This is a genomic window from Arthrobacter echini, assembly GCF_008107445.1.
In the GTDB taxonomy this organism is placed as follows: domain Bacteria; phylum Actinomycetota; class Actinomycetes; order Actinomycetales; family Micrococcaceae; genus Arthrobacter_D; species Arthrobacter_D echini_A.
Window position 1 is genome coordinate 615,817 of record NZ_VSLD01000001.1, and the last position, 25,413, is coordinate 641,229.

General features: G+C 67.9%; 24 protein-coding genes. 15 read left to right on the forward strand and 9 right to left on the reverse strand.

Annotation, left to right across the window (positions count from 1 at the left end):
* Window positions 1–60: 60 nt before the first annotated feature.
* On the reverse strand, window positions 61–909 hold the full coding sequence (locus tag FQ377_RS02925) for an HpcH/HpaI aldolase/citrate lyase family protein (protein WP_148599718.1): 849 nt from the start codon (window positions 907–909) through the stop codon (window positions 61–63).
* Between the two features lie 230 nt (window positions 910–1,139).
* Between FQ377_RS02925 and FQ377_RS02930 the strand changes: the two genes are divergently transcribed.
* The 3 genes from FQ377_RS02930 to FQ377_RS02940 all read left to right on the forward strand — a co-directional run bounded on the left by FQ377_RS02930 (window position 1,140) and on the right by FQ377_RS02940 (window position 3,904).
* On the forward strand, window positions 1,140–2,780 hold the full coding sequence (locus tag FQ377_RS02930) for a thiamine pyrophosphate-binding protein (RefSeq protein WP_148599719.1): 1,641 nt from the start codon (window positions 1,140–1,142) through the stop codon (window positions 2,778–2,780).
* A gap of 52 nt (window positions 2,781–2,832) precedes the next feature.
* Window positions 2,833–3,267, forward strand: coding sequence for a VOC family protein (locus FQ377_RS02935; protein WP_148599720.1), 435 nt, complete (start codon window positions 2,833–2,835; stop codon window positions 3,265–3,267).
* Between the two features lie 205 nt (window positions 3,268–3,472).
* The gene (locus FQ377_RS02940) at window positions 3,473–3,904 is read left to right on the forward strand and encodes a hypothetical protein (RefSeq protein WP_148599721.1); all 432 of its coding nucleotides are present in this window, start codon (window positions 3,473–3,475) and stop codon (window positions 3,902–3,904) included.
* A 40-nt stretch (window positions 3,905–3,944) separates the two neighbouring features.
* Here the strand turns inward: FQ377_RS02940 and paaK are convergent, their stop codons facing one another.
* The 4 genes from paaK to FQ377_RS02960 all read right to left on the reverse strand — a co-directional run bounded on the left by paaK (window position 3,945) and on the right by FQ377_RS02960 (window position 9,506).
* The gene (gene paaK, locus FQ377_RS02945; protein WP_148599722.1) at window positions 3,945–5,309 is read right to left on the reverse strand and encodes a phenylacetate--CoA ligase PaaK; all 1,365 of its coding nucleotides are present in this window, start codon (window positions 5,307–5,309) and stop codon (window positions 3,945–3,947) included.
* A gap of 16 nt (window positions 5,310–5,325) precedes the next feature.
* Window positions 5,326–6,684, reverse strand: a complete 1,359-nt coding sequence (locus FQ377_RS02950; RefSeq protein ID WP_148599723.1) for an MFS transporter — start codon at window positions 6,682–6,684, stop codon at window positions 5,326–5,328.
* A 174-nt stretch (window positions 6,685–6,858) separates the two neighbouring features.
* Entirely contained in the window at window positions 6,859–7,599 is a 741-nt protein-coding gene (locus tag FQ377_RS02955) for an IclR family transcriptional regulator (protein ID WP_148599724.1), read from the reverse strand.
* Complete coding sequence (locus FQ377_RS02960; RefSeq protein ID WP_148599725.1) at window positions 7,596–9,506, reverse strand: FAD-binding monooxygenase; 1,911 nt, start codon at window positions 9,504–9,506, stop codon at window positions 7,596–7,598. Before FQ377_RS02960 ends, FQ377_RS02955 begins: the two co-directional genes overlap by 4 nt.
* A 224-nt stretch (window positions 9,507–9,730) precedes the next feature.
* Between FQ377_RS02960 and FQ377_RS02965 the strand changes: the two genes are divergently transcribed.
* From FQ377_RS02965 to FQ377_RS02990, 6 genes are read left to right on the forward strand one after another with little or no spacing between them, the layout of a single operon-like run.
* A complete protein-coding gene (locus FQ377_RS02965; protein WP_148599726.1) occupies window positions 9,731–11,209 on the forward strand; it encodes a fumarylacetoacetate hydrolase family protein in 1,479 nt (492 codons plus the stop codon).
* Window positions 11,202–11,909 carry a GntR family transcriptional regulator gene (locus tag FQ377_RS02970; protein WP_148599727.1) on the forward strand — a complete coding sequence of 236 codons (708 nt, stop codon included), beginning with the start codon at window positions 11,202–11,204 and terminating at the stop codon, window positions 11,907–11,909. Before FQ377_RS02965 ends, FQ377_RS02970 begins: the two co-directional genes overlap by 8 nt.
* Entirely contained in the window at window positions 11,906–13,438 is a 1,533-nt protein-coding gene (gene hpaE, locus FQ377_RS02975; RefSeq protein ID WP_148599728.1) for a 5-carboxymethyl-2-hydroxymuconate semialdehyde dehydrogenase, read from the forward strand. The genes FQ377_RS02970 and hpaE overlap by 4 nt, the downstream gene beginning before the upstream one ends.
* A 46-nt stretch (window positions 13,439–13,484) precedes the next feature.
* A complete protein-coding gene (gene hpaD / locus FQ377_RS02980) occupies window positions 13,485–14,561 on the forward strand; it encodes a 3,4-dihydroxyphenylacetate 2,3-dioxygenase (protein WP_148599729.1) in 1,077 nt (358 codons plus the stop codon).
* 34 nt (window positions 14,562–14,595) lie between these two features.
* On the forward strand, window positions 14,596–15,381 hold the full coding sequence (gene hpaH / locus FQ377_RS02985; protein WP_148599730.1) for a 2-oxo-hept-4-ene-1,7-dioate hydratase: 786 nt from the start codon (window positions 14,596–14,598) through the stop codon (window positions 15,379–15,381).
* Window positions 15,366–16,214 carry an HpcH/HpaI aldolase family protein gene (locus FQ377_RS02990; RefSeq protein ID WP_187393233.1) on the forward strand — a complete coding sequence of 283 codons (849 nt, stop codon included), beginning with the start codon at window positions 15,366–15,368 and terminating at the stop codon, window positions 16,212–16,214. Before hpaH ends, FQ377_RS02990 begins: the two co-directional genes overlap by 16 nt.
* A 27-nt stretch (window positions 16,215–16,241) precedes the next feature.
* Here FQ377_RS02990 and fmdA read toward each other — a convergent pair whose 3' ends face one another.
* Window positions 16,242–17,498: a formamidase gene (gene fmdA / locus FQ377_RS02995; protein ID WP_148599731.1), complete on the reverse strand. Its 1,257-nt coding sequence runs from the start codon at window positions 17,496–17,498 to the stop codon at window positions 16,242–16,244.
* 48 nt (window positions 17,499–17,546) lie between these two features.
* On the reverse strand, window positions 17,547–17,831 hold the full coding sequence (locus tag FQ377_RS03000) for an FmdB family zinc ribbon protein (RefSeq protein WP_148599732.1): 285 nt from the start codon (window positions 17,829–17,831) through the stop codon (window positions 17,547–17,549).
* Window positions 17,832–17,954: 123 nt separating this feature from the next.
* On the opposite strand from FQ377_RS03000, the gene FQ377_RS03005 reads away from it, so the two are divergent.
* The 4 genes from FQ377_RS03005 (at window position 17,955) to FQ377_RS03020 (ending at window position 20,385) form a co-directional block, all read left to right on the forward strand.
* Complete coding sequence (locus tag FQ377_RS03005) at window positions 17,955–18,620, forward strand: uracil-DNA glycosylase family protein (protein WP_262364233.1); 666 nt, start codon at window positions 17,955–17,957, stop codon at window positions 18,618–18,620.
* A gap of 153 nt (window positions 18,621–18,773) precedes the next feature.
* Window positions 18,774–19,316 carry a hypothetical protein gene (locus FQ377_RS03010; RefSeq protein WP_148599733.1) on the forward strand — a complete coding sequence of 181 codons (543 nt, stop codon included), beginning with the start codon at window positions 18,774–18,776 and terminating at the stop codon, window positions 19,314–19,316.
* Between the two features lie 68 nt (window positions 19,317–19,384).
* Window positions 19,385–19,759 (forward strand): helix-turn-helix domain-containing protein, encoded by a 375-nt coding sequence (locus tag FQ377_RS03015; protein ID WP_148599734.1) that lies wholly within the window; start codon window positions 19,385–19,387, stop codon window positions 19,757–19,759.
* 74 nt (window positions 19,760–19,833) lie between these two features.
* Window positions 19,834–20,385 (forward strand): DUF488 domain-containing protein, encoded by a 552-nt coding sequence (locus FQ377_RS03020; protein WP_262364234.1) that lies wholly within the window; start codon window positions 19,834–19,836, stop codon window positions 20,383–20,385.
* Here FQ377_RS03020 and FQ377_RS03025 read toward each other — a convergent pair.
* The gene (locus FQ377_RS03025; RefSeq protein ID WP_148599735.1) at window positions 20,374–20,757 is read right to left on the reverse strand and encodes a DUF2256 and DUF3253 domain-containing protein; all 384 of its coding nucleotides are present in this window, start codon (window positions 20,755–20,757) and stop codon (window positions 20,374–20,376) included. The two genes, FQ377_RS03020 and FQ377_RS03025, sit on opposite strands and share 12 nt — an antisense overlap.
* A 126-nt stretch (window positions 20,758–20,883) precedes the next feature.
* Here FQ377_RS03025 and FQ377_RS03030 point away from each other — a divergent pair, with 126 nt between their 5' ends.
* Window positions 20,884–22,410 (forward strand): HNH endonuclease signature motif containing protein, encoded by a 1,527-nt coding sequence (locus tag FQ377_RS03030; protein ID WP_148599736.1) that lies wholly within the window; start codon window positions 20,884–20,886, stop codon window positions 22,408–22,410.
* A gap of 382 nt (window positions 22,411–22,792) precedes the next feature.
* Here FQ377_RS03030 and FQ377_RS03035 read toward each other — a convergent pair whose 3' ends face one another.
* Entirely contained in the window at window positions 22,793–24,031 is a 1,239-nt protein-coding gene (locus FQ377_RS03035; protein WP_148599737.1) for a PucR family transcriptional regulator, read from the reverse strand.
* Between the two features lie 265 nt (window positions 24,032–24,296).
* On the opposite strand from FQ377_RS03035, the gene ald reads away from it, so the two are divergent.
* Window positions 24,297–25,409 carry an alanine dehydrogenase gene (gene ald / locus FQ377_RS03040; protein WP_148599738.1) on the forward strand — a complete coding sequence of 371 codons (1,113 nt, stop codon included), beginning with the start codon at window positions 24,297–24,299 and terminating at the stop codon, window positions 25,407–25,409.
* Window positions 25,410–25,413: the final 4 nt, after the last annotated feature.

The following is a 25,413-nucleotide window of genomic DNA, read 5'->3' on the forward strand; positions in this document are numbered from 1 at the left end:
CCGACAGCGTTGCCTTCGTCGCCGCGGCCATCGCCCTCGCTGCGGCCGTCGCCCTCGCTCCTAGGCGTTCCAGAGGCCGTACGAATCCGCGAGGGACGAGATCTTCTGAGCGCGAGCCAGGCGCGGCAGGTACGAGCCGTCGCCCACCACGGCGCCCGCGGCATGGTCCCGTAGGAGCTCCGTAGCCCAGGAGATCTCCGCGTCGCTCGGCGAGAGCCCCCGGTTGATGGTGTCGGTGGCGTCGGTGAGCAGGCACAGCTTGCCCGTCATCCCCATGGACGCCGTGACTTTGCAGGCCTCGAGCAACTCGTCGCCCAGCGCTCCCACCGTGGGGCCGTCGATCGGCCCGGGGAGCTGGCCAACGCGGGAGGCGACCACAAGCTTGGAGCGTGCGTAGGCCAACGCCATCGGATCGTCCGAGGCCCCGGTGTCCTTGCGGAAGTCGCCCACGCCGAACGCCAATCGGAAGGTCCCCGGAGCGCTGGCGATCGCCGTCGCGTTCTCGATCCCGAGGGCTGATTCGATGAGCGCCAGGACCGGGGTACCAGCCTGCAGCCGCATGGCGGTGTGCGTGACCTGTTCGGGCTTCTCCGTCTGCGCGAGCATGACACCTCGCAGGCCGGGCGCCCTGGACAGGGCGGCGAGGTCGTCGGCCCAGTATTCGGTCTCGATGCTGTTGACCCGGACCCAGGCGGTCATCCCGGTGGAGAGGGCCTCGACCACGCGCTCGCGCGCCGCGGCCTTGTCCGGAGCCGGGACGGCATCCTCCATGTCGAAGACCACGGAGTCCGCCTCGGAGGTCAGGGCGGGGATGAAATTGTCCTCGGAAGCGGCGGAGGCCAGCAGCCACGATCGCGAGAGCTTGGCGGGGAGCGCTGCGGCGCGGCTGTTTCTCAGGGAGGTGGCCATGGTCAAACAGTACTGACCCCGGCTGCACGTTTTCCACCGCAGCCATGCCCGTCTCCCGGTGACGTGGAGCGTCCACTAGAGTGACGACGTCGGACGCTCGTGGGCGTCGTGCCTGAAAAAGAGGCAATAAGGGTGGACCAGCCCGAGTCATATACGGAAGAACTCAACCACCGCCCCACCCACGTGTCCTCGCGACGCCGGAGGAGGGCGTTCTCCCCGGAAGATTCCTGATGACCACTGTCTCCGCCCGCATCCTGTCTGCCCTGCAGCCCTATGTCACCGAGGCCTTCGGTGTGATGGGCAACGGCAATGCCCACTTCCTGGACGCCGTCATGGCGCAGCGCGAATCGCTGCACTACACCGCCGTCCGGCACGAAGCCGGTACGGTCGCCGCCGCCGACGCCTACTTCCGCGCCACCGGCCGCCTCGCCGTCGCCACGACCACCTACGGTGCAGGCTTCACCAACGCGCTGACGCCGCTCGCGGAAGCGGTGCAGGCGCGGATCCCGCTGGTTCTCGTGGTCGGCGATGCGCCCACCACCGGGATGCGGCCGTGGGACGTGGACCAGTCCATGGTGGCCAGGGGCCTCGGGGTCACCACCTTCACGGTCTCCGCCATCGCTCCGCTCGAGATCACGACGGCGGCGGTCCGCCACGCGCTCCACCGGCGCGAGGCGGTTGTCCTGGCCATCCCCTACGATCTCGCCGGCGTGGAGGCGGCGGAGGAATCAGCTCCCGATCCCGTTGCTCACCCGGCCAGGTCCGCAGCGTCGCCCGATGACGTCGAGCGCGTCGCTGCCCTGCTCACCTCGGCGGAGCGTCCACTCGTCCTGGCCGGGCGTGGTGCCTGGCTCAGTGGCGCACGGGGGGCCGCCGTCGAGCTCGCGGAGAAGCTGGGCGCTCTCCTGGCGACCTCGGCCCTGGGCGCGGGGCTCTTCGATGACGATCCGGCCGCGCTGGGGATCGCCGGCGGATGGGCATCGGACCGCACCACGCACGCGGTGGAACAGGCCGACGTCGTCCTCGTGCTGGGCGCCGGGCTCAACCAGTTCACCACCCGTTTCGGCCACGCCTTCGACAGTGCGGCGCGTATCGTCCAGATCGACATTGCCGGCGAGGCGACGTCCCCGCTCGTCACGGACTTCGTGCGCGCCGACGCACGGAGCACTGCGGAGGCACTGCTCGGGGCCGTGCGGCATCGGGACACGGACCGCTGGCGCGACGCCGTGGACGCCCGGGACGCATACCACGCGAGGCCCGACGGCGATCCGGCTGCTCCCGACGGTCGCCTGGACCCCCGCAGCCTCTGCCGGCGGCTCGACGCACTGCTGCCCGCGGATCGCACGGTGGTGCAGGACGGCGGCCACTTCATCGGCTGGGCACCCGGCTATCTGCACGTACCGTCACCGAACCGGCTGATCATGGTGGGCACGGCCCTCCAGAGCATCGGCCTGGGCTTTCCCAGCGCCGTCGGTGCCGCGCGCGCCCTACCCGATTCCACCGTGGTGCTCTGCACCGGCGACGGCGGTGCGCTCATGGCCCTGGCGGACCTCGACTCGTTCATCCGGACGGCTCGGCGTGCCGTGATCGTCGTCTTCAACGACGCCGCCTACGGTGCCGAGATCCACCAGTATGCGGTCCGCGGCATCGACTCCGGCCCCATGATGATCGACGAGGTGGACTTCGCGGCTCTGGCAACGGCGCTCGGCGCGCGCGGACGGACGATCAGCAGTCTCGCCGATCTCGATGATGTCGCTACCTGGCTCGGATCCGACGACGACGGCGTGCTCCTGCTCGACTGCAAGGTGTCGCAGGAGATCGTAGCGCCGTACATGCAGGAGATCGTGGCCGTCGCGACAGGCGCGAAGTAGCTGCAGACTCAGGACCATCGACACGACCACTCCAGCTCCCTAGGATGGGCCGATGAGCGAGGTGAAGCAGATCCAGATGACCTTCGATTGCGCGGATCCGCGAGCTGTCGCGCAGTTCTGGAAGGGTGCACTGGGATACGCCGATCCGCCCGTTCCTCCGGGGTTCGATTCGTGGGACGCCTTCGACGCCTCCTTGCCCGAGGAACGCCGTGGCGGAGTGTGGGCGTGCCAGGATCCCGACGGGGTGGGCCCGCGCCTGTTCTTCCAGCGCGTGCCGGAGGGCAAGACGGTGAAGAACCGACTGCATCTGGACGTGCGCGTGGGTGTCGGGCTCACCGGTGACGAACGGGTCGCGGCGTTGGAGACCGAGGCATCCCGCCTGGTGTCCCTCGGTGCACGTCGCCTGCACCTGGTGCCCGCGGACGAGGTGGACGAGTCGTTCCTCGTCATGCAGGACATCGAGGGCAACGAGTTCTGCCTGGACTAGGCACTTGTGCCGGTAGGTGCGCAGTGGCAGGCCTTGCAGAACGAGGCTTGCCCCTGACGACGCGAATGACGCACGCAGTGGTAATCGGACCAGGATCGGGTGCTTGTTCCACCTACCCACCTGACCCCGGCCGAGTCGATCGAATCGGCGGCGGCGCGGTGACCGATACGCCGGAACGGGGTCCCGGGGAGGCCTACTGTGAGGCATGCGCCTGACACGGGATCGCCGACCGCTCGCACACCAAGCTGCTCTCGTAGCCCTGTTCGCTGCTCTGTCCGCTGGTCTGTGGTTCGGCTGGTTCGCCTGGGACACCGAGTACCAGTACAACGTAGCCACCGCCGAGATGTCGGGGCCGTACGCCGTCTGGCAGGGCGTCGGGGCGTTCCTGTGCGGGGTCGTGGTCGTAGGTTTCGCCTACCGTGTCCTGTACTTTCCGGTCGCGCTGCTGGTCCTCCCGGCATCCTTCACCATCGCCTGGGTCACTACGGCTTCCGCGCAGGACAGCTCTGGCCTATGGGCCGTCGGAATGATCCTCGTCGCCTTCGGCACTACCGCCGGCACCGCGATGATGCTCGGCGTCGCTGCCGCGATCGGGAAGGCTCCGAGGGGGAATTGGGGCCCCACCCGACGACAGTAGAAACAGTCGGCGTCGGGAGCACGCGACGAGAGTGCAGCCGTCAGGCCTTCGGCCGCAGATCGTAGATGCGGCGCAGTTTGCCACTGGACCGGACGAGCGAGCCCTGCTCGACGATCCGCACGGCACACGTCGAGCCGATGTGCACCTTGATCAGGCGCCGCAGCTCGGCAGCCGCAGCCGTACCGTCGTCGGTACTGACGCCCTCACGCAGCTCGATGTTGATGGCCAGCTGATCCATGCGCTGGCCGTCGGGCCGGCTCAGCTCGAGCTGGAAGTGCGGGCTGAGCGCCGGGATGCCCAGGGCCAGCTCCTCCACCTGCGTGGGGAAGAGATTCACACCGCGGACGATCACCATGTCGTCGCTGCGCCCCCTGATCCGCTCCATCCGGCGCATGCCGGGGCGCGCGGTGCCGGGCATGAGCCGCGTGAGATCGTGCGTCCGGTAGCGGATGATCGGCAGGGCCTCCTTGGTGAGCGAGGTGAACACCAGCTCCCCGGCCGATTCGTCGTCGAGCACCTTCTCCGTGAACGGGTCGATGATCTCGGGGCGGAAGTGGTCCTCCCAGACGTGAGCGCCGTCCTTCGACTCGACGCACTCGCCGGCCACCCCGGGGCCCATGACCTCGGACAGCCCGTAGATGTCGCACGCGTCGAAGCCCATGCGGCCCTCGAGCTCCTGCCGCATGCCCTCGGTCCACGGTTCGGCCCCGAGTACGGCGGTCTTGAGCGACGTGGACCGCGGGTCGATGCCCGCCTCCGCCATCGCGTCGAGGATGGTCAGCAGATACGTGGGCGTCGCGAGGATCGCATCCGGCTCGAAATCACGGATCAGCTGCACCTGCCGCTCGGTCTGCCCGCCCGAGATGGGGATCACGGTGCAGCCGAGCCGCTCGGCACCCGCATGGGCACCGAGCCCACCCGTGAAGAGCCCATACCCGTAGGCATTGTGGACCTTCCAGCCCTTCTTGACCCCCGACGCCCGCAGCGAGCGGGCCACGAGCGACGCCCAGCGGGCAAGGTCACCGGAGGTGTAGCCGACCACGGTCGGCTGGCCCGTGGTGCCCGACGACGCGTGGATCCGTGCAATCTGGTCCTGCGGTACGGCGAACATCCCGAACGGATACGTGCTGCGCAGATCCTCCTTGGTGGTGAAAGGGAACTTCGCCAGATCGCCGAGCTCGCGCAGATCGTCAGGATGCACACCAGCGTCGTCGAACTTGCGCCTGTAGAGCGGCACGTTCGTGTAGGCGTGCTGCACGGTGGCCCGGAGCCGCTCGAGCTGCACGGCCTCCAGGTGGTCCCGTGACCACGTCTCCTCCGGGTCCAGGGTGGCGGGATCGGCTGCCGAGGCTCGCAGGGTGACGGTTTCCAAGGGTGCTCCTTCGTGCGGTGCGGGGACCTTCATCGCGGGTGGGCCATGCCTACGGGCGGGTGAGTGCCTCGTCGGCCGTCAGGGACTCGTCCGCCTCCAGCGGCGCCCCCCTGGTCTCCTTCACCATGCTTGCTCCGATGAACGAGATGACGCACAGGGCCATGATGTAGAGCGCGATCGACCCGGACCAGCCTGTGCTGCCGAGTAGTGCCTGAGCGATCAGCGGGGCGAACGCCCCACCGAGGATCGCGCCCAGTGCATAGCCGATCCCGATGCCCGAGTACCGCACATTGGCCGGGAACATCTCCGCATACATCGCGGACATGGGACCGTAGGAGAGCCCCAGCCCGATGGTCAGCATGAAGATGCCGATGCCGTAGAGCCAGACGTTACCGGTGTCGATCAGGAGGAAGAGCGGGATCATCCAGACGAAGATCAGGCCGTAGCCGATCTGGAAGGTCCGCACGCGCCCGATACGGTCGGAGAGCATGCCCCCGAACAGGGTGAAGATCAGCCACCCGAAGGACGCCAGCAGTGTGGCCAGCAGCACCGGTGCGGCAGGCATGCCGAGGGTCTTCTGCGCGTAGGAGGACAGGAACGCGATCACAAGATAGCCGGCGGCGTTGTTACCGATGAAGATGACAGCGGCGAGGATCACCTCGCGCTTGTTGGTTTTCAGCAGATTGCGCAGCGGGGTGGCGGTGTCGCGCTTGCGCTCGATCATGCGCTTGAAGACAGGACTTTCGGCAACGGCGGAGCGGATGAAGTAGCCGACGACGATCAGGACCACGGACAGCAGGAACGGGATGCGCCAGCCCCACTCGAGGAAGGCTTCTGCGGACATGGAGCTGCGCAGCACGAAGAGCACGAGGGTCGCGAGGATCATGCCGACAGGTACGCCGATCTGCGGATACGCACCCCAGAAGCCGCGCTTGTTCACGGGAGCGTGCTCCACGGCCATCAGCGCTGCGCCGCCCCATTCACCGCCGGCGGAGAAACCCTGGAGGATGCGCAGCAGCATCAGGAGGATGGGCGCCCAGACACCGATCTGCGCGTAGGTGGGGAGCAGGCCGATCAGGGCGGTGGCGGATCCCATCAGGACCAGGGTGAACACCAGCATCGCCTTGCGCCCGATGCGGTCACCGAGCCTGCCGGCGATGATCGCCCCGAGGGGCCGGAAGAAGAAGCTGATGCCGATCGTTGCCCAGGAGACGAGCTGGGCCAGGCCTGCGCTCTCCGACTCCAGGGGTCCGAAGTACAGCGTGGCGAAGACGAGCCCTGCCGCCTGCGCGAAGATGAAGAAGTCGTACCACTCGATCGTGGTGCCGACCATGGTGCCCGCCAGGACCCGTCGGTCGGCCGAACTCATGCGGGTGGCGGGTTGCGCCCGCCCTGCTGCTACAGCCATGAAAAACTCCCTTGTCTTCCGGTAGGTGGTGCTGGGCTCCCGCCCCTGCAGCAGCCCTCGGCAGTGCATCGGTGGTCGGTGCCCCAAACATTACCGAACGATCGTTCATTCGGTAATGCCGTGGACGATTGTGTTCTGATTGTGACGTGCAGCACGGTGGGTGTGCTGTAGGTCCTAGAGAAGCGCCCCGACGGCGTGGGCCGTCCGCGCGACCTGCCGCCCCAGACCGGCCTCGTCGAGATCGCTGCGCACATAGACGACGGCGAGCGCAGCAGGCATGTGCCCCGGCACCAGGATCGGCGCCGCGACCGAGCTGACACCCAGGATCACCTCGTCGTGGCTCACCGCGTAGCCCGTCGCCGCGGCCACGCGCGACTCGTCGCGGAACAGCTCACCCGGCGAGAGCTGCTCCCACCGTGCTTCCCCGAGCGCCGCCTGGATGGCGATGCCGGGCGCGCCGGCGTCGAACCTGTGCCGCGATCCGGGCCGCTGCACGATCGTCCCCTCCCCGTGCGGCGGTTCGACGGCGACGAGCGTGACGCAGTGCCGGCGGTCCCAGACAGCGATGAAGGCCGTCATCCGCAGCTCCGCGGCGAGCGCCGTGAGCTCCGGCAGGGCGGCCGACTGCAGATCGCGGGCCACACCCCGCGCCAGAGTCGCCATGCCCGGCCCGATCCGGAAGCCACCGGCCACGTCCTTCAGCACGAGGCCGTGATCCTCGAGCGTACGGACGATGCGGTAGGCGATGGAGCGATGCACCCCGAGCGCCCCGGCTATCTCGGCGATCGTCATGGCGCCGGTGGTGTCCGCCAGGATCTCGAGCACGCGGATTCCCCGCGAAAGCGTCTGGCTCGGCGGTGCCCCGCTCGTCATCCGGGGAGCCGCGTCCGTACCCGTCGCGCCCTGCGCGTTCATTGGCCGGCCGTCGCCCGGACCGGAACGGGCGAGAGGACTCCGGCGAAGAATTGCCCGAGCTCCGCCGTCGCACGCAGCGGCAGGACGGCGGCCACGTACTGGTCGGGGCGCACGACGACGACGACGCCTGAGCGGTCGATACCGCGCAGCTCGAAGACATCGGATGCGGGGTCCGCGGCGTAGACCTTCTCGTAGTCCGTCAGACCGAAGGGGCCGACAGCCGGTTTGAACTCCCCCGGTACCTGGCCGATGTCCACCCCGACATGGTCCTGCTGGTAGACCACCTTCAGGTCGAACCAGGCATCGCGATCGGAGCCCTCCGGTGTGGCTGCCAGGGGTGACTCGGCGGCGGATCCGATCCACTGCGCGAGGTCGGTCACCCCGGATGCCGCTCCGGGCTCGGCCTCGTCGGCGAAGACGTAGATGCGCCACCGCCCGTCCGCCGTCGCGTGGTGCCCGAGGTGCAGGGGCACGCCGTCGCACACGCGCACCACGGGCGCCGACCTGAAGCGCTTGCCGAGCGGGAAGCCCGTCGCGATGCCCTGGTGGGCGTCATCGGCCACGAGCATGGACGGCTCGTACTGCGTCATGAAGCCGGCCGGGAACTCGGCGGTGCGGACGTAGAAGTCCTCGAGCTCGGACGGGTCCTCGAACTCCTCCGGGCGCTTCGCCATGAGCGTGGACCACTGCTTGTCGAAATCGATCAGATTCTTCGCCACCACCTGGCGTTCCTGCGAGTAGGTGGCGAGCAACGTCTCGGGGCTGCGGCCCTCGAGCACGTGGCCCAGTTTCCACCCGATGTTGAAGCCGTCCTGCATCGACACGTTCATGCCCTGACCTGCCTTGGCGCTGTGCGTATGGCAGGCGTCGCCGGTGATGAAGACGCGCGGGGTGCGTCTGCCGAGGTCCTCGGGGCGGACGTCGTCGAACCTGTCCGTGAGCCGGTGCCCCACCTCGTAGACGCTGTGCCAGGCGACGTTGCGCACATCGAGCGTGTAGGGGCTCAGGATGGCGTTCGCCTTCGCGATGATCTGGTCGATGGTGGTGGACCTCACCGCTCCACGGTCATCGGCCGGCGTCTCGCCGAGATCCACGTACATGCGGAACAGGTGGCCGCCCTCCCGTGGGATCAGGAGGATGCTGCCGCCGTTGCCGGACTGGATGGCGCATTTGCGCCGGATGTCGGGGAAGTCGGTCACGGCCACGATGTCCATCACGCCCCAGGCATGATTGGCGTGGTCGCCCTCCATGGTGCAGCCGATGGACTGGCGTACGCCGCTCCGCGCGCCGTCGGCGCCCACCACGTATTGTGCACGCACCACGCGCTGCTGTCCCTCGCGCTCGCCCCCGGTCGCGGTGAGGGTGACGGACACCGGGTACTCGGCGGCGTCGTCGACCTCCAGACCGGCGAACTCGAAGCCGTAGTCGGGCTCCATGCGCGTGGGCGCGTTCTTCATGTACTCCGCGAAGTAATCGAGCACGCGGGCCTGGTTGACGATCAGGTGGGGGAACTCGCTGATGCCGGCCGGGTCGTCGACCGGGCGGGCGGTGCGGATGATGCGCGAGGAGTCTTCGGGATCGGGCTTCCAGAACGCCATCTCGACAATGCGGTACGCCTCGTCGGTGATGCGCTGCGCGAAGCCGAAGGCCTGGAAGGTCTCGACACTGCGGGCCTGGATGCCGTCCGCCTGACCGATGGCCAGGCGGCCCGGTCGGCGCTCGACGATGCGGGTGGTGATGCCGGGGAACTGCGAGAGCTGTGCGGCGGCGATCATGCCGGCCGGGCCGGTACCGATGATCAGGACATCGACGACCTCGGGGAGCTCCTGCGGACGGTCGACACCGACGCCCGCCACCGGCTGGATCCGGGGATCACCGGAAACGTATCCGTGGTGATGGAATTGCACGGGCTGTCCTCACGTCGTCGTGGTCATGGCGCTGATCAGGTGGCGCTGGGTGAAGTTCGATAATCGAACGGAGCGTTCTACTATTGCTCGGCAAGCGTAGGTGATCGGGACCACACGGGCAAGGGTGCCCGATGCGGGCGCAGAGGTGAGCCCCGGACCCCTTGACGCGGCGCGGAATACTTCCTACGCTTCATATACGATTTTGTACTCGATGAGGAGCATGCGTGGAACAGCTGGACGACGCGATTCTGCAAGCGGCCCGCAAGGTGATCGCCGTGCACATCAACTACCCGAGCCGGGCCGCCCAGCGCGGACGCACACCGGCCCAGCCCTCCTACTTCCTCAAGCCACCCTCCTCGCTCGCCCTCTCGAGGGCGAGCGTCGAGCGCCCCGCGGGGTGCGAGCTGCTCGGCTTCGAGGGTGAGATCGCCCTCGTGATCGGGACCCCGGGCCGGCTGATAGACCCTGCGGATGCCTGGCGGCACGTCGCTTGGGTCACCGCGAGCAACGATCTCGGCGTCTACGACCTCCGGTATGCGGACAAGGGCTCGAATCTGCGCTCGAAGGGCGGTGACGGCTTCACCCCGGTGGGCCCGGGCCTCATCCCCGCGGACTCCGTGGATCCCACCCGACTCCGCATCCGCACCTGGCACAACGGCGAGGTGGTCCAGGACGACACGACCGAGGATCTGCTCTTCCCCTTCTCCCGCCTGATCGCGGATCTGTCCCAGCTGCTGACTCTCGAGACGGGCGACATCATCCTGACCGGGACGCCGTCCGGCGCATCGGTCGCCCACCCCGGCGACACGATCGAGATCGAGGTGACCGATACCGGAGGCACGGTCTCGACCGGCCGCCTGTCCACCCGCGTGGTCGAGGGGCAGACGCCGCTCGCGGACTTCGGCGCGCAGCCGAAGTCCGACGACACCCAGCGCGAGGAAGCCTACGGATCCCGGGAGGCCGCCGGCCTGCCGGCGTCCTCCCCCGGACTCGGCGCCGAGCTGAAGGCGAAGCTCGAGCAGGTTGCCACAGCCACGCTGTCCTCCCAGCTGCGCAAGCGCGGCCTGAACAACGTGAGCATCGACGGGCTGCAGGCCACCCGGCCCGAGCGCCGCGTCGTCGGGCTCGCCAGAACCCTCCGGTTCGTCCCCAACCGCGAGGATCTCTTCGAGACCCACGGCGGCGGCTTCAACGCGCAGAAGCGCGCCATCGACACCGTGGGCGAGGGCGAGATCCTCGTCATGGAGGCCCGCGGCGAGAAGGGCACCGGCACCATCGGGGACATCCTGGCTCTGCGCGCGCAGGTCCGCGGGGCCGCCGCGATCATCACCGACGGCGGAGTCCGGGACTACGCCGCCGTGGCGGCCATGGAGATCCCCACCTGGTTCGCGAATCCGCACCCGGCCGTCCTCGGCAGGAAGCACGTGCCCTGGGACATCGACCTCACCATCGCGTGCGGCGGGACCACTGTGCAGCCGGGAGACATCATCGTGGCCGACGCCGACGGCGTCCTCGTGATCCCGCCGTCCCTGGCGGAGAGCGTGGCCGACGACGCCCTCGCGCAGGAACGCGAGGAGGTGTTCATCGCGCAGATGGTCTCCGAGGGTCACGGCGTGGACGGCCTCTACCCGATGAACGCGCAGTGGCGGGCCCGTTACGAGGAGCACCGGGCCCAGCACGACGCCGGGAGGATGGGTGAGTAGCACGGCCACGGGAACCGGCAGCAAATCGGAGCAGGCCTACGCCGCTGTCAAGGCGAGGATCGTCGACGGCAGCTACTCCCCCGGGTACCGGCTGGTCCTCGGGAGGATCGCCGACGATCTCGGGGTGAGTGTGGTCCCCGTCCGCGAGGCCATCAGGCGCCTCGAGGCCGAGGGTCTGGTGAGCTTCGAGCGCAACGTCGGCGCCACGGTCGCCGGCATCGACCCCACCGAGTACCTCTACACGATGCAGACGCTCAGCATCCTCGAGGGCGCGGCGACAGCGCTCTCCTCCCCTCTGATCGGCGCTGCGGACATCGCCCGGGCCCGCGCCGTGAACGAGCAGATGCGTGCCTGCCTCGAGGACTTCGACCCGGTGCGATTCACGCGACTCAACCGGGACTTCCACGGGATCCTGTTCGAGAACTGCCCGAACCCGCACATCCTGGATCTCGTCCACCGGGGCTGGGACCGTCTAGCCTCACTGCGCGCCTCGACCTTCCGCTTCGTCCCGGGACGGGCCCGTGAGTCCGTCCGGGAACACGACGCACTGCTCCAGCTCATCGCCTCCGGAGCCGCGGCCGACGACGTCGAGCGCGCCGCCCGCCTCCACCGCAGCACCACCCTCGACGCCTATCTCGCCCTCACCGGCACCGACACCGCTGCTGACCACAGTGCAGACCACAGCAAGGAGACACCATGACCATCTCACCCGACACCCGCACGCACTACGTCCCCGAGGACCTGCCCACGCATCTCCAGCACTACATCGACGGCGAGTTCGTCGACTCGGTCGGCGGGGCTACGTTCGAGGTGCTCGACCCGGTGTCGAACACCACCTACGCCACGGCGGCCGCGGGCCAGCGGGAGGACATCGACGCCGCCGTGAGCGCAGCGCGCGAAGCGTTCAGCAACGGACCCTGGCCGCGCATGAAGCCGCGCGAACGGGCGCGCGTGCTGAACCGGATCGCCGACGCCGTCGAGGCCCAGGAGTCCCGCCTCGCCGAGCTCGAGACATTCGACACCGGCCTGCCGATCACCCAGTCCCGGGGCCAGGCGCTCCGCGCGGCCGAGAACTTCCGTTTTTTCGCCGATCTCATCGTGGCCCAGTTCGACGACGCCATGAAGGTTCCCGGCGCGCAGATCAACTACGTGAACCGCAAGCCGATCGGCGTGGCCGGACTCATCACGCCGTGGAACACGCCGTTCATGCTCGAGTCCTGGAAGCTCGCCCCGGCGCTCGCGACCGGCAATACCGTGGTCCTGAAGCCCGCGGAGTTCACCCCGCTCTCGGCGTCCTTATGGGCAAAGATCTTCAAGGACGCAGGCCTGCCCGACGGCGTCTTCAACCTGGTCAACGGACTCGGCGAGGAGGCGGGGGACGCCCTCGTGAAGCACCCGGACGTACCGCTGATCTCCTTCACGGGTGAGACGACCACGGGCCAGACCATCTTCCGGAATGCGGCGGAGAGCCTGAAGGGCCTGTCGATGGAACTCGGCGGCAAATCGCCCTGCGTGGTCTTCGCGGACGCGGACATCGACGCCGCCATCGACTCGGCGCTCTTCGGCGTCTTCTCCCTCAACGGCGAGCGCTGCACAGCAGGCTCACGCATCCTCGTGGAACGCTCCGTCTACGCCGAGTTCTGCGAGAAGTACGCGGCGCGGGCCAAGACGATCGTGGTCGGGGACCCGCACGATCCGCTCACCGAGGTGGGTGCACTGGTCCACCCCGAACACTTCGAGAAGGTGGCCTCCTACGTGGAGATCGGGAAGACGGAGGGGACGCTGCTGGCCGGTGGCGGACGCCCGGACCACCTCCCGCACGGCAACTACATCGCACCCACCGTCTTCGCCGACGTGGCCCCCGAAGCACGCATCTTCCAGGAGGAGATCTTCGGCCCCGTCGTCGCGATCACGCCGTTCGACACCGACGCCGAAGCGCTGGAGCTGGCGAACAACACGAAGTACGGGCTCGCCGCGTACATCTGGACGAACGACCTGACCCGCGCCCACACCTTCGCGCAGAGTGTGGAGGCCGGGATGGTCTGGCTCAACAGCCACAATGTCCGCGATCTGCGCACCCCGTTCGGCGGGGTGAAGGCCTCTGGGCTGGGCCATGAGGGCGGCTACCGGTCCATCGACTTCTACACGGACCAGCAGGCCGTGCACATCACGCTCGGCACCGTACACACCCCGAAGTTCGGCGCGACGGACCCGACCGCCACCGCCTGACCCATCCGTCCGCTCAACCCCGTTCGCTCGACGAGGAGAGAATCCCATGGCCCACCGCATTCCCACGCCCTCCGTCCCCGCACCGGATATTGTCCGCTGCGCGTACATGGAGATCGTGGTCACCGATCTGGCGCGCTCGCGCGCCTTCTACGTCGACGTACTCGGACTCCACGTGACCGCGGAGGACGACGAGGCGATCTACCTGCGCTCCCTCGAGGAGTTCATCCACCACAACCTGGTGCTGCGGAAGGGTCCCGTGGCCGCCGTCGCCGCGTTCGCCTACCGCGTCCGTTCCCCCGAGGAGGTGGACGCCGCGGAGGCGTACTACCGTGAACTGGGCTGCAGGACCGAGCGCCGCCGGGAGGGCTTCACGAAGGGCGTGGGCGATTCCGTCCGCGTGCAGGATCCGCTGGGTTTCCCGTACGAGTTCTTCTACGACGTGGAACACGTGGAACGCCTCACGCAGCGCTACGACCTCTACTCCGCGGGGGAACTGGTGCGCCTCGACCACTTCAACCAGGTCACGCCCGACGTACCGCGGGGCCGGGCATATCTGGAGGACCTGGGCTTCCGCGTCTCGGAGGACATCCAGGACTCCGACGGCGTCACCTATGCGGTCTGGATGCACCGCAAGCAGACGGTCCACGACACCGCTCTGACCGGCGGCAACGGCCCCCGCATGCACCATGTCGCCTTCGCCACCCACGAGAAGCACAACATCATCCAGATCTGCGACAAGATGGGCGCGCTGCGGATCAGCGACCGCATAGAACGCGGACCGGGGCGCCATGGCGTCTCGAATGCGTTCTACCTGTACATCCTGGATCCGGACGACCACCGCATCGAGATCTACTGCCAGGACTACTACACGGGCGATCCGGACAATCCCACCATCACGTGGGACGTGCATGACAACCAGCGCCGCGACTGGTGGGGCAACGCCGTCGTACCGTCCTGGTACACCGAGGCCTCCCTCGTGCTCGACCTCGACGGCAAGCCGCAGCCCGTCACCGAGCGCGACGAGCGCAGCGAGATGGCGGTCACCGTGGGAGCCGACGGTTTCTCCTACACCAGGAACGACGACGGTTCGCCCGAGGGCTTCAAGCTCGGCACCCAGCTCTGACACTCCCCGCCCCCCACCGGTCAAGGACGTCCCCATGCTCGATCAGCACACCATCAGCCGGATCGCCGACGAACTGCTCGACGCCGCCCGCACGCATACCCCCGTCCCCCTGCTCACCGCCCGCTACCCCGAGATGACCGTGGAGGACTCCTACGCCGTCCAGCGCCTCTGGCGCACGCGGAACGAGGAGGCGGGCCGGACGCTCGTGGGCCGGAAGATCGGCCTGACCTCACGGGCCATGCAGGAGGCCACGGGCATCACCGAACCCGACTACGGCGCCATCTTCGACGACATGGTCCTGGAGACCGGGGCCTCGGTGGGCTGGCACCGCTACACCCGCCCGCGCATCGAAGTGGAACTCGCGTTCGTGCTCAGGCGCGACCTCAGCGGACCGGGCTGCACGCTCGTGGACGTCCTCAACGCGACCGATTACGTGATGCCGGCGCTGGAGATCCTCGATTCACGGATCGAGATGGAGGGCCGCACCATCGTGGACACCATCGCCGACAACGCGGCCATGGGGGCCATGGTGCTGGGTGGACGTCCGGTGCGGCCCGACGCCGTCGACCTGCGCTGGATCTCCGCCATCCTGTACAAGAACCAGACGGTGGAGGAGACCGGTGTCGCTGCCGGCGTCCTGGACCATCCGGCGGCGGGCGTGCACTGGCTCGCCAACAAGATCGCGGCACACGGGGACGGGCTGAAGGCCGGCGACACCATCCTCGCCGGATCCTTCACCCGGCCGCTGTGGGTGGGACAGGGCGACACCATCCACGCCGACTACGGACCCCTGGGAGCCGTGACATGCCACTTCCACTAGGAGAGAGCTTCCGCGAGGCACTGAGCTCGGCGGAGCGGCCGCTCGCCGGCATGTGGGTCTGCTCCGGCAGCCCCCTCGTCGCCGAGATCTGCGCAGGGGCGGGTCTCGACTGGCTGCTCGTCGACGCCGAGCACAGCCCCAACGGTCTCGAGTCGATCCTCGCCCAGCTCCAGGCGGTGCGCGGCTACCCGGTGCAGGTCCTCGTGCGGCCGCCGGTCAATGACGCGGTCCTCATCAAGCAGTACCTGGACCTGGGAGTGCAGAATCTGCTGGTGCCGATGGTCCACTCCGTGACCGACGCCGAGGCCGCCGTCGCCGCGACCCGCTATCCACCCGCCGGTGTCCGTGGGGTGGGCTCCGCACTCGCCCGGGCGGCCCGGTGGAACAGGGTGCCCGACTATCTCACCACCGCCGCTTCCACCATCAGCGTCACGGTGCAGATCGAGTCGACCGAGGCCGTCGTCGCGGTGGAGGACATCCTCGCGGTCGACGGCGTGGACGCGATCTTCGTGGGCCCCTCCGATCTCGCGGCGTCCATGGGCCTGCTGGGGCAGCAGGAGCACGACGACGTGCAAACCGCCGTCGTGCACTGCCTCGCGGCCGCGAACCGTGCAGGGAAACCGGCGGGTGTCAATGCCTTCTCCCCTGCCACGGCGAACGGCTATCTCGACGCCGGCGCCCGGTTCATCCTCGTGGGTGCCGACGTCGCACTGCTGGCCCGCGGATCCGAGGCCCTGGCCGCAGCCTTCGTCCCGGCGTCGGGCGATGACCTGCCCGGCACCGGAGCGTCGGACGGCGGCATATCGGACAGCAGCACCACGCCGAGCTACTGACCGTCCTAGCGCGGAAGCGCCCGTCCGTCAGCCGTTCGCGGCCCGCGGCGCTCCGATCCCCGGGTCGATCTGCACGGGCCCGGCGGCGGAGGGGCGGATGTCGAAGTCGAACATCGCCGTCGGCAGATACACCGTGGAGCAGGAGTTCGGGATGTCCACCACGCCCGAGAGCCTGCCCTCGATGGGCGCGGCTCCCAGCAGCAGATAGGCCTGCTCCGGGGCGTACCCGAACTTGGTGAGGTAGTCGATCGCGTGCAGGCAGGCCCGCTGGTAGGACAGGTGGGAGTCCAGGTAGCGCTGCTCGCCCTCGAGCGTCACGGACGTCCCGGAGAACGCGAGCCACTCGCTGAACTGCGGCTCCACCCGGCCGGGCATGAAGATGGCGTTCTCCGTGACCCCGTAGGTTTCCATCCCGCCGGGGATCACGTCCACGGACAGATCGATGAACCCGCCCATCTCGATGCCGCCGCAGAAGGTGATCTCGCCGTCGCCCTGGGAGAAGTGCAGATCGCCGACGGAGAAGTTGGCGCCGTCCACGAAGACGGGATAGAAGATGCGGGTGCCCTTGGACAGATTCTTGATGTCCTGGTTCCCACCGTTCTCCCGCGGCGGGGCGGTGCGTCCGGCCTCGGACCCCACACGCTGCCACTGGTCCCGCGGAAGACCACCGAGAATGGCGTGCTCGGCCTCGGGCGGCAGGGCCAGCGGCGGTACGCGGTGGGGGTCCGTCGCGATGAGGTCTCCCTCGCGCTTGTTCCACTTGGCCAGGAGCTCCGCGGACGGAGCGGTCCCCATCAGTCCGGGATGGATGATCCCCTCGAACGCCACACCGGGCACGTGCCGGGAGGTGGCAACCTGCCCCTTGAAGTCCCAGACGGCCTTGTAGGCGTCGGGGAACTGGTCGGTGAGGAAACTTCCGCCGTTGTTCTTGGCGAAGATGCCCGTGTAGCCCCAGCCCTGTCCGGCGAGCGGCCCGGAGTCCTCCTGCGGGATGGGCCCCACGTCCAGGATGTCGACCACGAGGAGGTCGCCGGGCTTGGCTCCCTCGACGGCGAACGGCCCGCTGAGGGTGTGCACGGTGAGGAGGGGCGCGTCGAGGATGTCCTGTGCGGAGTCGTCGTTGTGGATGGCGCCGTCGAACCACTCCCGGCAGTCCACGCGGAACGAGTCGCCGCGCTTGACCGTCGCGACGGGAGGGATCTCGGGGTGCCAGCGATTGTGGCCGAGCTTTTCCTGGTCCTTGAAGGCCTTGCTGGAATCGAGTGAGAAGAGATGTTCCGGCATGATGTCTCCTTGGCTGTCTACTGCGCGTATGGGTCTGCCCACCCGGCCCTACGGTCGGGGAAGTTTCCGGTGGAGGGGGTTCGACGTCGTCGGGGTGGGCGAGCGCTTACCGGGGTTGGTGGACGCCACCACCTCGGGTTCATGGGCGCTGCGCTGCGTGGACTCGAGCAGTCCGAACGCTGAGCTGCCCGCGATGGACAGTCGCGGGGACGGTATCCGGCGTCGTGAGGTCTCCCCGCAGACCGGACACGCCACGTGGTCCGGTCGGTCGGCCATCGCGAAGGAGGCCTCGGTCCCGTGCCCCGCGGAGCACCGGAAGTCGTAGAGCGGCATCGGTCTTCCTCCGTCGTTGGAGAAGCAGCTGCGGGCGCGTGTCCCATCGGGAGCACCGTGCCTCAAACCTAGGGAGGCATTCAGGGAAGGTCAAGGGATCGGCCGGAATCGTAGAATGGGCCAGTGGGATCCAGCAGCGCTCCGGCGGGGGCATTCGGGCAGCGTCATGGCGACCAGCGCGCTGCTCCGCTGGACACCTTCGACGCCGTCAGACACGCCCTGATCCATGACGAGGCCAATCGACCGATGCGCGAGAAGGGCTGGGAGCCGCTGTACACGGCGTCGGCCGACGCACGGATCGCGGTGATCGGGCAGGCGCCCGGGATCAAGGCGCAGACCAGCGGTATCCCGTGGGACGACGCCAGTGGCAGGAAGCTCATCGAGTGGCTCGGCGTGACGGAGGAGCAGTTCCGCTCCCCCACCCTGTTCGCCTTCCTCGGAATGGACTTCTACTACCCGGGGAGGGGCCGGAGCGGTGATCTCCCGCCGCGAAAGGGCTTCGCGGCGACATGGCATCCGCCGCTGCTCGCGCTGATGCCTCGGATAGAGCTCGTCCTCCTGATCGGCCGCTACGCCCAGCTGCACTACCTGCCGTCCGGCCGCCACCGGACGCTGACCGACAATGTGCGCGACCACCGGAACTTCGCGCCGCACTGGTTCCCACTGGTTCACCCCTCACCGCTGAACTTCCGGTGGCAAGCGAGGAATCCGTGGTTCGTCACCGACGTCCTGCCCGAGCTGAAGGCGCGTGTCCGCACCGCCGTCGGGCACGCCGCCGCGGAGGAGTGAGCACCTCCGAACCGCGCGTTCCCTCACCCATAGGTGGGGCAGGTAACGGTGTCATCTCGGTCCACCGGACACCATCGAGATCGCGCATGGGTGCTGATAGCTTCGTTGACCTCGGTGACTCGCAGCGGCGAACGAGTCGTCTGGGATGCGCGGATGCAGCGCGGACGATCGACGACCAACGAGCTGAAGGGTGACGACATGCGGCTCGGGCAATCGGCGCTGATCGTGGGAGTAGCTGCAGTCCTGACCGGTGTCGCCGGTTGTGGCAGTGCGTCGGACGACGTCACGGGTCCGGCGCACACGGCTCCGGCGCAGGAGCCACCATCCGGAAGCAGTATCGCCGCGTTGACCCGAGAGCCTACTGCGGAGGATCAGCTACCTGGATTCGTCGCGGAAATCGCGGTGGGTAACGGCATCGGAGACCTCGACGCCGACTCGGTCCGGAAGGTCGAAGAGCACGACGGCGTGACGTACTACCTGGGAGTGTTGAACGACGACCGATCGGCCTGTGTCTACTCGATTACGAGCGACAACTTCTTGGGAGGATGCAGCGCCGGCCCGGGCCGGGTGATCACGAACACACCGGGTGCCGATTCGGGCCTGGTGTCGGTGACCCTGGTGACGGACGGATACTCCACCGACCTGCTGGAGCAGAAAGGCTGGACCAGGATTCATCGGAACATCCTGGTCCACTGAGCCCGAATCGGAAGCGCCCATAAGTCCTGGGGCGGCGCCGGGCCGCGTTCGGCTGACACAATGGTGACATGACGGCCAGGCCACCTCGCACCGCCGCGGCGCTGCCGCCCGATCAGGCCGCCAGGCTGCACGCGGCGCTCACCGAGAGTGCCGACATCACCGTCTTCGTGAACGGTACCGCCCACCGCCTGCCCGACGACACCCGTGACGCCGTCGTCGACCTCCTTGCACGCCTGTCCGACGGCGACACCGCCCAGGTGTCTTCCGTGGCCGAACTGCTCACCACCTCCCAGGCAGCCGAACTCGCCGGCATCTCGAACAGTTATCTCCGCAAGCTCACCGACGCCGGTACCCTCGCCGTGGAGTACCGCGGCTCCCACCGGCGCATCCGCAGGGCCGACGTCGAACACTGGCTCAGCACGCAGATGGGCCGCCGACAGTAGGCCCTGCGAACCAGGGCGATCCGGAGGATCCGCGAGCGCCAACCCCTCCGGATCACGACGCATAAGGTGGAGCTGTGGCAGACACGGAGTACACACTGATGACGGTGGGCCACGGCACCGCCTCGCAGGAGGCTTTCGCCGACTTGCTTCACAAGGCCGGGATCCGGGCGCTGGTCGATGTGCGCATCGGTCCCGGAAGCAGGAAGTTCCCCCACTTCGGCAAGGACTCCCTGGACCAGTGGCTACCGGCAGCCGGGATCGCCTACCGCTGGGAGAAGGACCTCGGCGGGTTCCGTAAGCTACTGCCCGACTCCCCGGACATAGTGCTGCGCAACGAGTCCTTCAGGGGCTACGCCGGGTATATGAGATCCGAGGAGTTCAAGGCGGCGCTGGCGGAGCTGCTGGCCCAGGCACGGGAAACGCCGACCGTGATCATGTGCAGCGAGACCGTTTGGTGGCGCTGCCACCGTCGGCTCATCGCCGACAGCGCCGCACTGCTGCACGGCATCACCGTCGAGCATCTCATGCCGGGGAGGAAGCTCACCGTCCACCCACCGACCCAGGGGGTGAGGGTTGCCGGAGAGGAACTCGTGTACGACGTGCAGCCGCAGCCCTCAGCGGGGTAGGCGGAGGGACACCGGGCCCTTCCCTGTCGACGGATCGACGACGACGCCGCGCTGGACCATCTCCGCCAGTCCGCGGTTGACGAGTCGGCGTGCGGCGCTGCGGGCCGGTTCACGCAGTGCTGTCGCGTCCGCCCCGAGGGCCTGGGCAGCGTCCGCCGGGTCCACCGCCCCGCCTCGCGGGGTGCTGGTCAGCCGCGCGAGCAGCCACGCCTCCAGCTCGACGTCGATGGAGCGCACCTTCCGCGCGCGGCACGCGTCGCTGCAGTAGGCGATCGAATCCCAGTTCCGCTCCCACTTCTTCCGCCACTCGATGCGGCGTCCGCAGGAGCGGCAGTCCTTCGTCTCATGCGAGCCGGACCCGGTGGAGTGCATCGATCGAGCATAGCTGCGGTCAAGGCAAGAGTGCCCGACAAAACTGTGGACAAGTTCCTACTCACTTGTCCTCCACATCGCCTCCGTATCATCGCTATTAGTACACGCGTTCGATAAAATTGACCTATGGCTATCGAGATGCTGGAACCCCGTACGGAGGACGCATTCCTCCTGCACGGCCTGCACTCGGCCCTGATTGCCGCGGCTCAGCATCTCGAGTCGAGTTACCTCCTGCTGAGCCAGCAGGAGGCGGCAGCGACCCTCGTCATGGTCGAACAGTGTTCGCACCTCATCGACCACCTCCAGACCCTGGCTTCCCGCGCTGCCGAGGACCACCAGCTCGCGACGATGGACGGCCAGGAACCCTACGGGAGCACGGCGGAGTACCTGCGGGCGACGATCGGAATCAGTCGCTCCGAGGCGAATCGTCGGTTGCGGCTGGGAGAGGACCTCCTGCCCGAGACTCCCGGTCCAGGCGCATCGGTAGAGCCCCGCATGGCTACCCTTGCCGCAGCAGCGAGTGCCGGGGCAATCAGCAGCCGCGCGGCCACCGTGATTCGGGATACCGTGCACCGGGTCGCCACGGTCGCGACTCGCCGACAGGTGCAGGCCATGGAGGAACACCTGACACGCCAGGCCGTCGAGTCCGATGAGGACATCCTGCGGGTCCTTGCGCGACGGTGGGAGAGTGTGATCGACCAGGATGGTCAGGAGCCGACGGAGAAGACACTGAGAGCCCGGCAGGGAGTCTTCCTCCGCGGGAAGCGCCATGGACTTCACCTCATGGAGATCGGCGCCACCGATGAACAGTTCGAGCACCTCGTCACCGTCATGAAAACGGCGACCAATCCCCGGGCCGGCGGCACAGCCCCGGCTGATGCCCGGCCAGATGGCACAGGGCTATCGAATGAGTCTGCGGGTCCGAGCAGGCAGGAACCGACGGGCGCCGGGAACGAGCCCGTACCCGAGCGTCTCACCCGTGCTCAGGAACTTCTCGACGGATTGGTCTCGGCCTGCCACATCGCGCTCGCCGGCGACGGACTTCCCGCGACCGGAGGGCACAGACCCCAGGTGATGGTGACCATCAACTATCGCGACCTCCTCAGCGAGCTGGGTCATGACGGTCACTCCGTCTTCGCGCAGCAACTGAGCGCTCGAAGCATCCGGCGGCTCGCCTGCGACGCCGACATCCTGCCACTCGTGCTCGGCGGCTCGGGCCAGATCCTCGACGTCGGGCGAGCCCAGCGCCTCTTTCCACCTCACCTGCGGCGGGCACTCGTAGCACGTGACAGGGGCTGTGCCTTCCCTGACTGCACGATGCCTGCCACCTGGTGCGAAGCCCACCACATCATTCCCTGGGCGGCAGGCGGAACCACCAGCATCGACGACGGCGTACTGCTCTGCTCCCGGCATCACCACCTGATCCATGAAGGACAGTGGGCGGTCGAATCGCTCCATGGCATCCCCTGGTTCAGACCACCGAAGTACCTCGACCCAGGCAGGACTCGCAGACGTAACCGCTACTGGCAGGTGGAGGAGGCCGTCCACGAGCACCTTACGCGCCGTGACATCGCAGGGGCTGTGCCACGTGCTGTCGCTCCACCCGGTTCGCCGGCAGGTGCTGTCGGACTCTCTGACACCCGAAGTAATTAGGTGGTTCACCGAAGCCCTACTCGCACAGCACGAGGCTCGGAACGGGGCTCGGCGCCGTCCGCCCCGGCTCTGTCCAGCCCGAACGGGACGAGGCTGGGCTGCTGGGACGGGACGGGGCTCGGCACTGTCCGCCCCGGCTCTGACCAGCCCGAACGGAACGAGGCTGGGCTGCTGGGACGGGACGGGGCTCGGCACTGTCCGCCCCGGCTCTGTCCAGCCCGAACGGAACGAGGCTGGGCTGCTGGGACGGGACGGGGCTCGGCCCCGGAGAGCGCGAGCCGACGCGGGGACGGCACAGCAGGGCTCGAAACGGACCCGAACGGAACGAGGCTGGGCTGGTTGGGAGGAGACGAGGTCAGCACCGCACAGCACAGCGCGGCCGCTACCCGGAAGAGTCCACCTGGGGCCGCGAACGCCATCGCCGGGCCTTGAGCGCAAGGTGCAGTTCGAGCCGAGCTGCACCGCCGAGCGGATCGACGCCAATGACCGCGCGGATCCGCGCAAGCCGGTTGTACACGGTGCTGCGATGCAGATGCAGCTGTTCCGCGACATCCTGAACCGAGCCGTTCTTGTCGTAGAGCAGTTCGAGGACCGGGACGAGCTCGTCGAGGCGATCGGCACGACACAATTCGGTGAAGCGAATGCTGGTCTCCACGGGCGGCGGGCCCGTCAGCGCTCCGAAGAACTGGTAGACGCCGATCCCCGCGTAGGAGACGACACTGCCCAGGGCTTCGTCCACCGCAGCGGCCTGGACGGCGTGCAGCGCCTGCTCGAAGCCGCCGAACATGCCACGTGGGGCAGGGACGGATTCGCTCACGCCGAGGACCAGTCGTTCCGGAGGACGTCCGGCACGCTTCCCCACCTCCGAACGGTAGCGCTCCAAGACCTGCCCCAACACTCCGCGGGCGATGTCGCCTGCGCACAACAGTACGGAACAGCTCGGAGCACCAGCGCTGAACAGGACATCGCGCACGCCGACCGTCGCATGCAATGCGAGTGTGCGCTGCAGGAGAGCAGCCTCGACCGGGTCCTGCGCCTCAGGACGATCGGCTGGCATCGCCGGGGTCAGTTCCTTGATGACCGCCACACGCCAGGGCATGCCGTCGTCGAACCCACGCCAGCCATTCATGTCGTCGACTGCGGAAGATCGCCCACGACATGCCCCGAGGAAGACCTCCTCCCGCTGGAGTCTGCGCTCGGACACCGCCGCGTCCGTTTCGAGGAGGAGTTCGGCGAGACGATCGGTCGTCCGTCTGATTCCCGGCAGTTCCGTCAGGATCTCCGCTGCAGGATCAGCATCCGACTGCTGCTGCACCCACAGATAGCCGACCCTGAAACCCCGGACGAGCAGCGGGACACAGACACGCTCCCGCATGCCGAGCGCCTCGTTGGAGGGGACGACGACGGGCCGAACCGCCTGTGCAATACCGTGCCGGAGCTGCCACTCGGCCACGTCCTCGGGCACCTTCTTGCTGAGCAGGAAGTTCACCCGCACGCGGTCCGCCGAGGACTGATGGCTGCTGTAGGCGAGCAGCACCCCATCGGGATCCTCGAGGGACAGGCCCCTTCCCAGCTCCTGCGCGAGGGTCTCCACCACGTCCTCGATCGTCTGGTCCTTCATTCCCCCAGCGTAGGTGGGGACGAGCCGGCGGGCGACACCTGTTGCATCTAGGTTCGACATATGTCGAACCGGCATGTCACAGGTCTGCGTTCGGAATCCAGCGAACAAAGGCCTGGAGCGCATTGTGGCGCGGATTACATTGCGACCTGCCGCTCGAGGAAGAGAGTGACTCCGGCAACCCCGGCGAATCGGCAGCGCCGTTCTGACTCTGTGATCCCTATTCTGGAGACATCCCATCCGCCCGGTCACACCCAGGGAGAACCTCATGATCATCGGCGTCCCCAAAGAAGTGAAGAACAACGAGTTCCGTGTCGCGATCACCGCATCCGGCGTACACGAGTTCAACGCACATGGTCACACCGTCCTGGTGGAACGCGGCGCCGGCGTGGGATCGACCATCTCCGACGCCGAATACGAAGCCGCGGGAGCGGAACTCGTGGGGACGGCGGAGGAGGTCTGGAAGCGCGCAGACATGATCATGAAGGTCAAGGAGCCCCTCGCGTCGGAATACCACCTGTTCCGCGAAGGCCTGATCCTCTTCACCTATCTGCATCTTGCCGCCGAGCCGGAGCTCACCCGTGCGCTGATCGACGCAGGCGTCACGGCCATCGCCTACGAGACCGTGCAGGACGGTCGAGTCCTTCCGCTGCTGGCGCCCATGTCCGAGGTCGCCGGCCGTCTCTCGGTGCAGGTCGGCGCGAATGTCATGTCCGCCCCTGCCGGTGGGCCCGGCCTGCTCCTAGGGGGTGTCGCCGGGGTCCGTCCGGCGAAGGTCGTCGTCCTCGGAGCGGGTGTGGCCGGTACCAATGCCACGGCGATGGCCGTCGGCACCGGCGCCGAGGTGACCATCCTCGACATCAACGTTGCACGATTGCGCGAGCTCGATGCCCTCTACGCCGGGCGTGTGAAGACGGTGGTCTCGAACTCTCTCGAGGTCGAGAAATCGGTGCTGGAGGCTGATCTCGTGATCGGCTCGGTACTGATCCCCGGCGCACGCGCACCGAAGCTTGTGACCAATGGCATGGTGTCCCGCATGAAGCCCGGCAGCGTGCTCGTGGATATCGCCGTGGATCAGGGCGGATGCTTCGAGGATTCCCACGTCACCACGCACGAGAATCCAACTTTCACCGTGCACCAGTCGCTGTTCTACTGCGTGGGAAACATGCCTGGTGCCGTACCCAACACCTCGACCTACGCCCTGACCAACGTCACCCTCCGCTACGCGGTTGCGCTTGCGGACAAGGGCGTGCGTGGGGCCTTCGACGCCGACGCCGCCCTGGCGCGTGGCCTGAATGTGGCGGCGGGCAAGGTGACCCATCACTCCGTGTCCACCGCGCACGATCTGGACCTGTCGGAGGACTGGACGGCGCTCGTCTAGCTGT

What these genes read in the sequence shown, in the direction of transcription:
- FQ377_RS02925 (WP_148599718.1), bottom strand. Translation starts at nt 909, where the DNA reads ATGGCCACCTCCCTGAGAAACAGCCGCGCCGCAGCGCTCCCCGCCAAG.
- FQ377_RS02930 (WP_148599719.1), top strand. Translation starts at nt 1,140, where the DNA reads ATGACCACTGTCTCCGCCCGCATCCTGTCTGCCCTGCAGCCCTATGTC.
- FQ377_RS02935 (WP_148599720.1), top strand. Translation starts at nt 2,833, where the DNA reads ATGAGCGAGGTGAAGCAGATCCAGATGACCTTCGATTGCGCGGATCCG.
- FQ377_RS02940 (WP_148599721.1), top strand. Translation starts at nt 3,473, where the DNA reads ATGCGCCTGACACGGGATCGCCGACCGCTCGCACACCAAGCTGCTCTC.
- paaK (WP_148599722.1), bottom strand. Translation starts at nt 5,309, where the DNA reads ATGAAGGTCCCCGCACCGCACGAAGGAGCACCCTTGGAAACCGTCACC.
- FQ377_RS02950 (WP_148599723.1), bottom strand. Translation starts at nt 6,684, where the DNA reads ATGGCTGTAGCAGCAGGGCGGGCGCAACCCGCCACCCGCATGAGTTCG.
- FQ377_RS02955 (WP_148599724.1), bottom strand. Translation starts at nt 7,599, where the DNA reads ATGAACGCGCAGGGCGCGACGGGTACGGACGCGGCTCCCCGGATGACG.
- hpaE (WP_148599728.1), top strand. Translation starts at nt 11,906, where the DNA reads ATGACCATCTCACCCGACACCCGCACGCACTACGTCCCCGAGGACCTG.
- hpaD (WP_148599729.1), top strand. Translation starts at nt 13,485, where the DNA reads ATGGCCCACCGCATTCCCACGCCCTCCGTCCCCGCACCGGATATTGTC.
- hpaH (WP_148599730.1), top strand. Translation starts at nt 14,596, where the DNA reads ATGCTCGATCAGCACACCATCAGCCGGATCGCCGACGAACTGCTCGAC.
- FQ377_RS02990 (WP_187393233.1), top strand. Translation starts at nt 15,366, where the DNA reads ATGCCACTTCCACTAGGAGAGAGCTTCCGCGAGGCACTGAGCTCGGCG.
- fmdA (WP_148599731.1), bottom strand. Translation starts at nt 17,498, where the DNA reads ATGCCGGAACATCTCTTCTCACTCGATTCCAGCAAGGCCTTCAAGGAC.
- FQ377_RS03000 (WP_148599732.1), bottom strand. Translation starts at nt 17,831, where the DNA reads ATGCCGCTCTACGACTTCCGGTGCTCCGCGGGGCACGGGACCGAGGCC.
- FQ377_RS03010 (WP_148599733.1), top strand. Translation starts at nt 18,774, where the DNA reads ATGCAGCGCGGACGATCGACGACCAACGAGCTGAAGGGTGACGACATG.
- FQ377_RS03015 (WP_148599734.1), top strand. Translation starts at nt 19,385, where the DNA reads ATGACGGCCAGGCCACCTCGCACCGCCGCGGCGCTGCCGCCCGATCAG.
- FQ377_RS03025 (WP_148599735.1), bottom strand. Translation starts at nt 20,757, where the DNA reads ATGCACTCCACCGGGTCCGGCTCGCATGAGACGAAGGACTGCCGCTCC.
- FQ377_RS03030 (WP_148599736.1), top strand. Translation starts at nt 20,884, where the DNA reads ATGGCTATCGAGATGCTGGAACCCCGTACGGAGGACGCATTCCTCCTG.
- FQ377_RS03035 (WP_148599737.1), bottom strand. Translation starts at nt 24,031, where the DNA reads ATGAAGGACCAGACGATCGAGGACGTGGTGGAGACCCTCGCGCAGGAG.
- ald (WP_148599738.1), top strand. Translation starts at nt 24,297, where the DNA reads ATGATCATCGGCGTCCCCAAAGAAGTGAAGAACAACGAGTTCCGTGTC.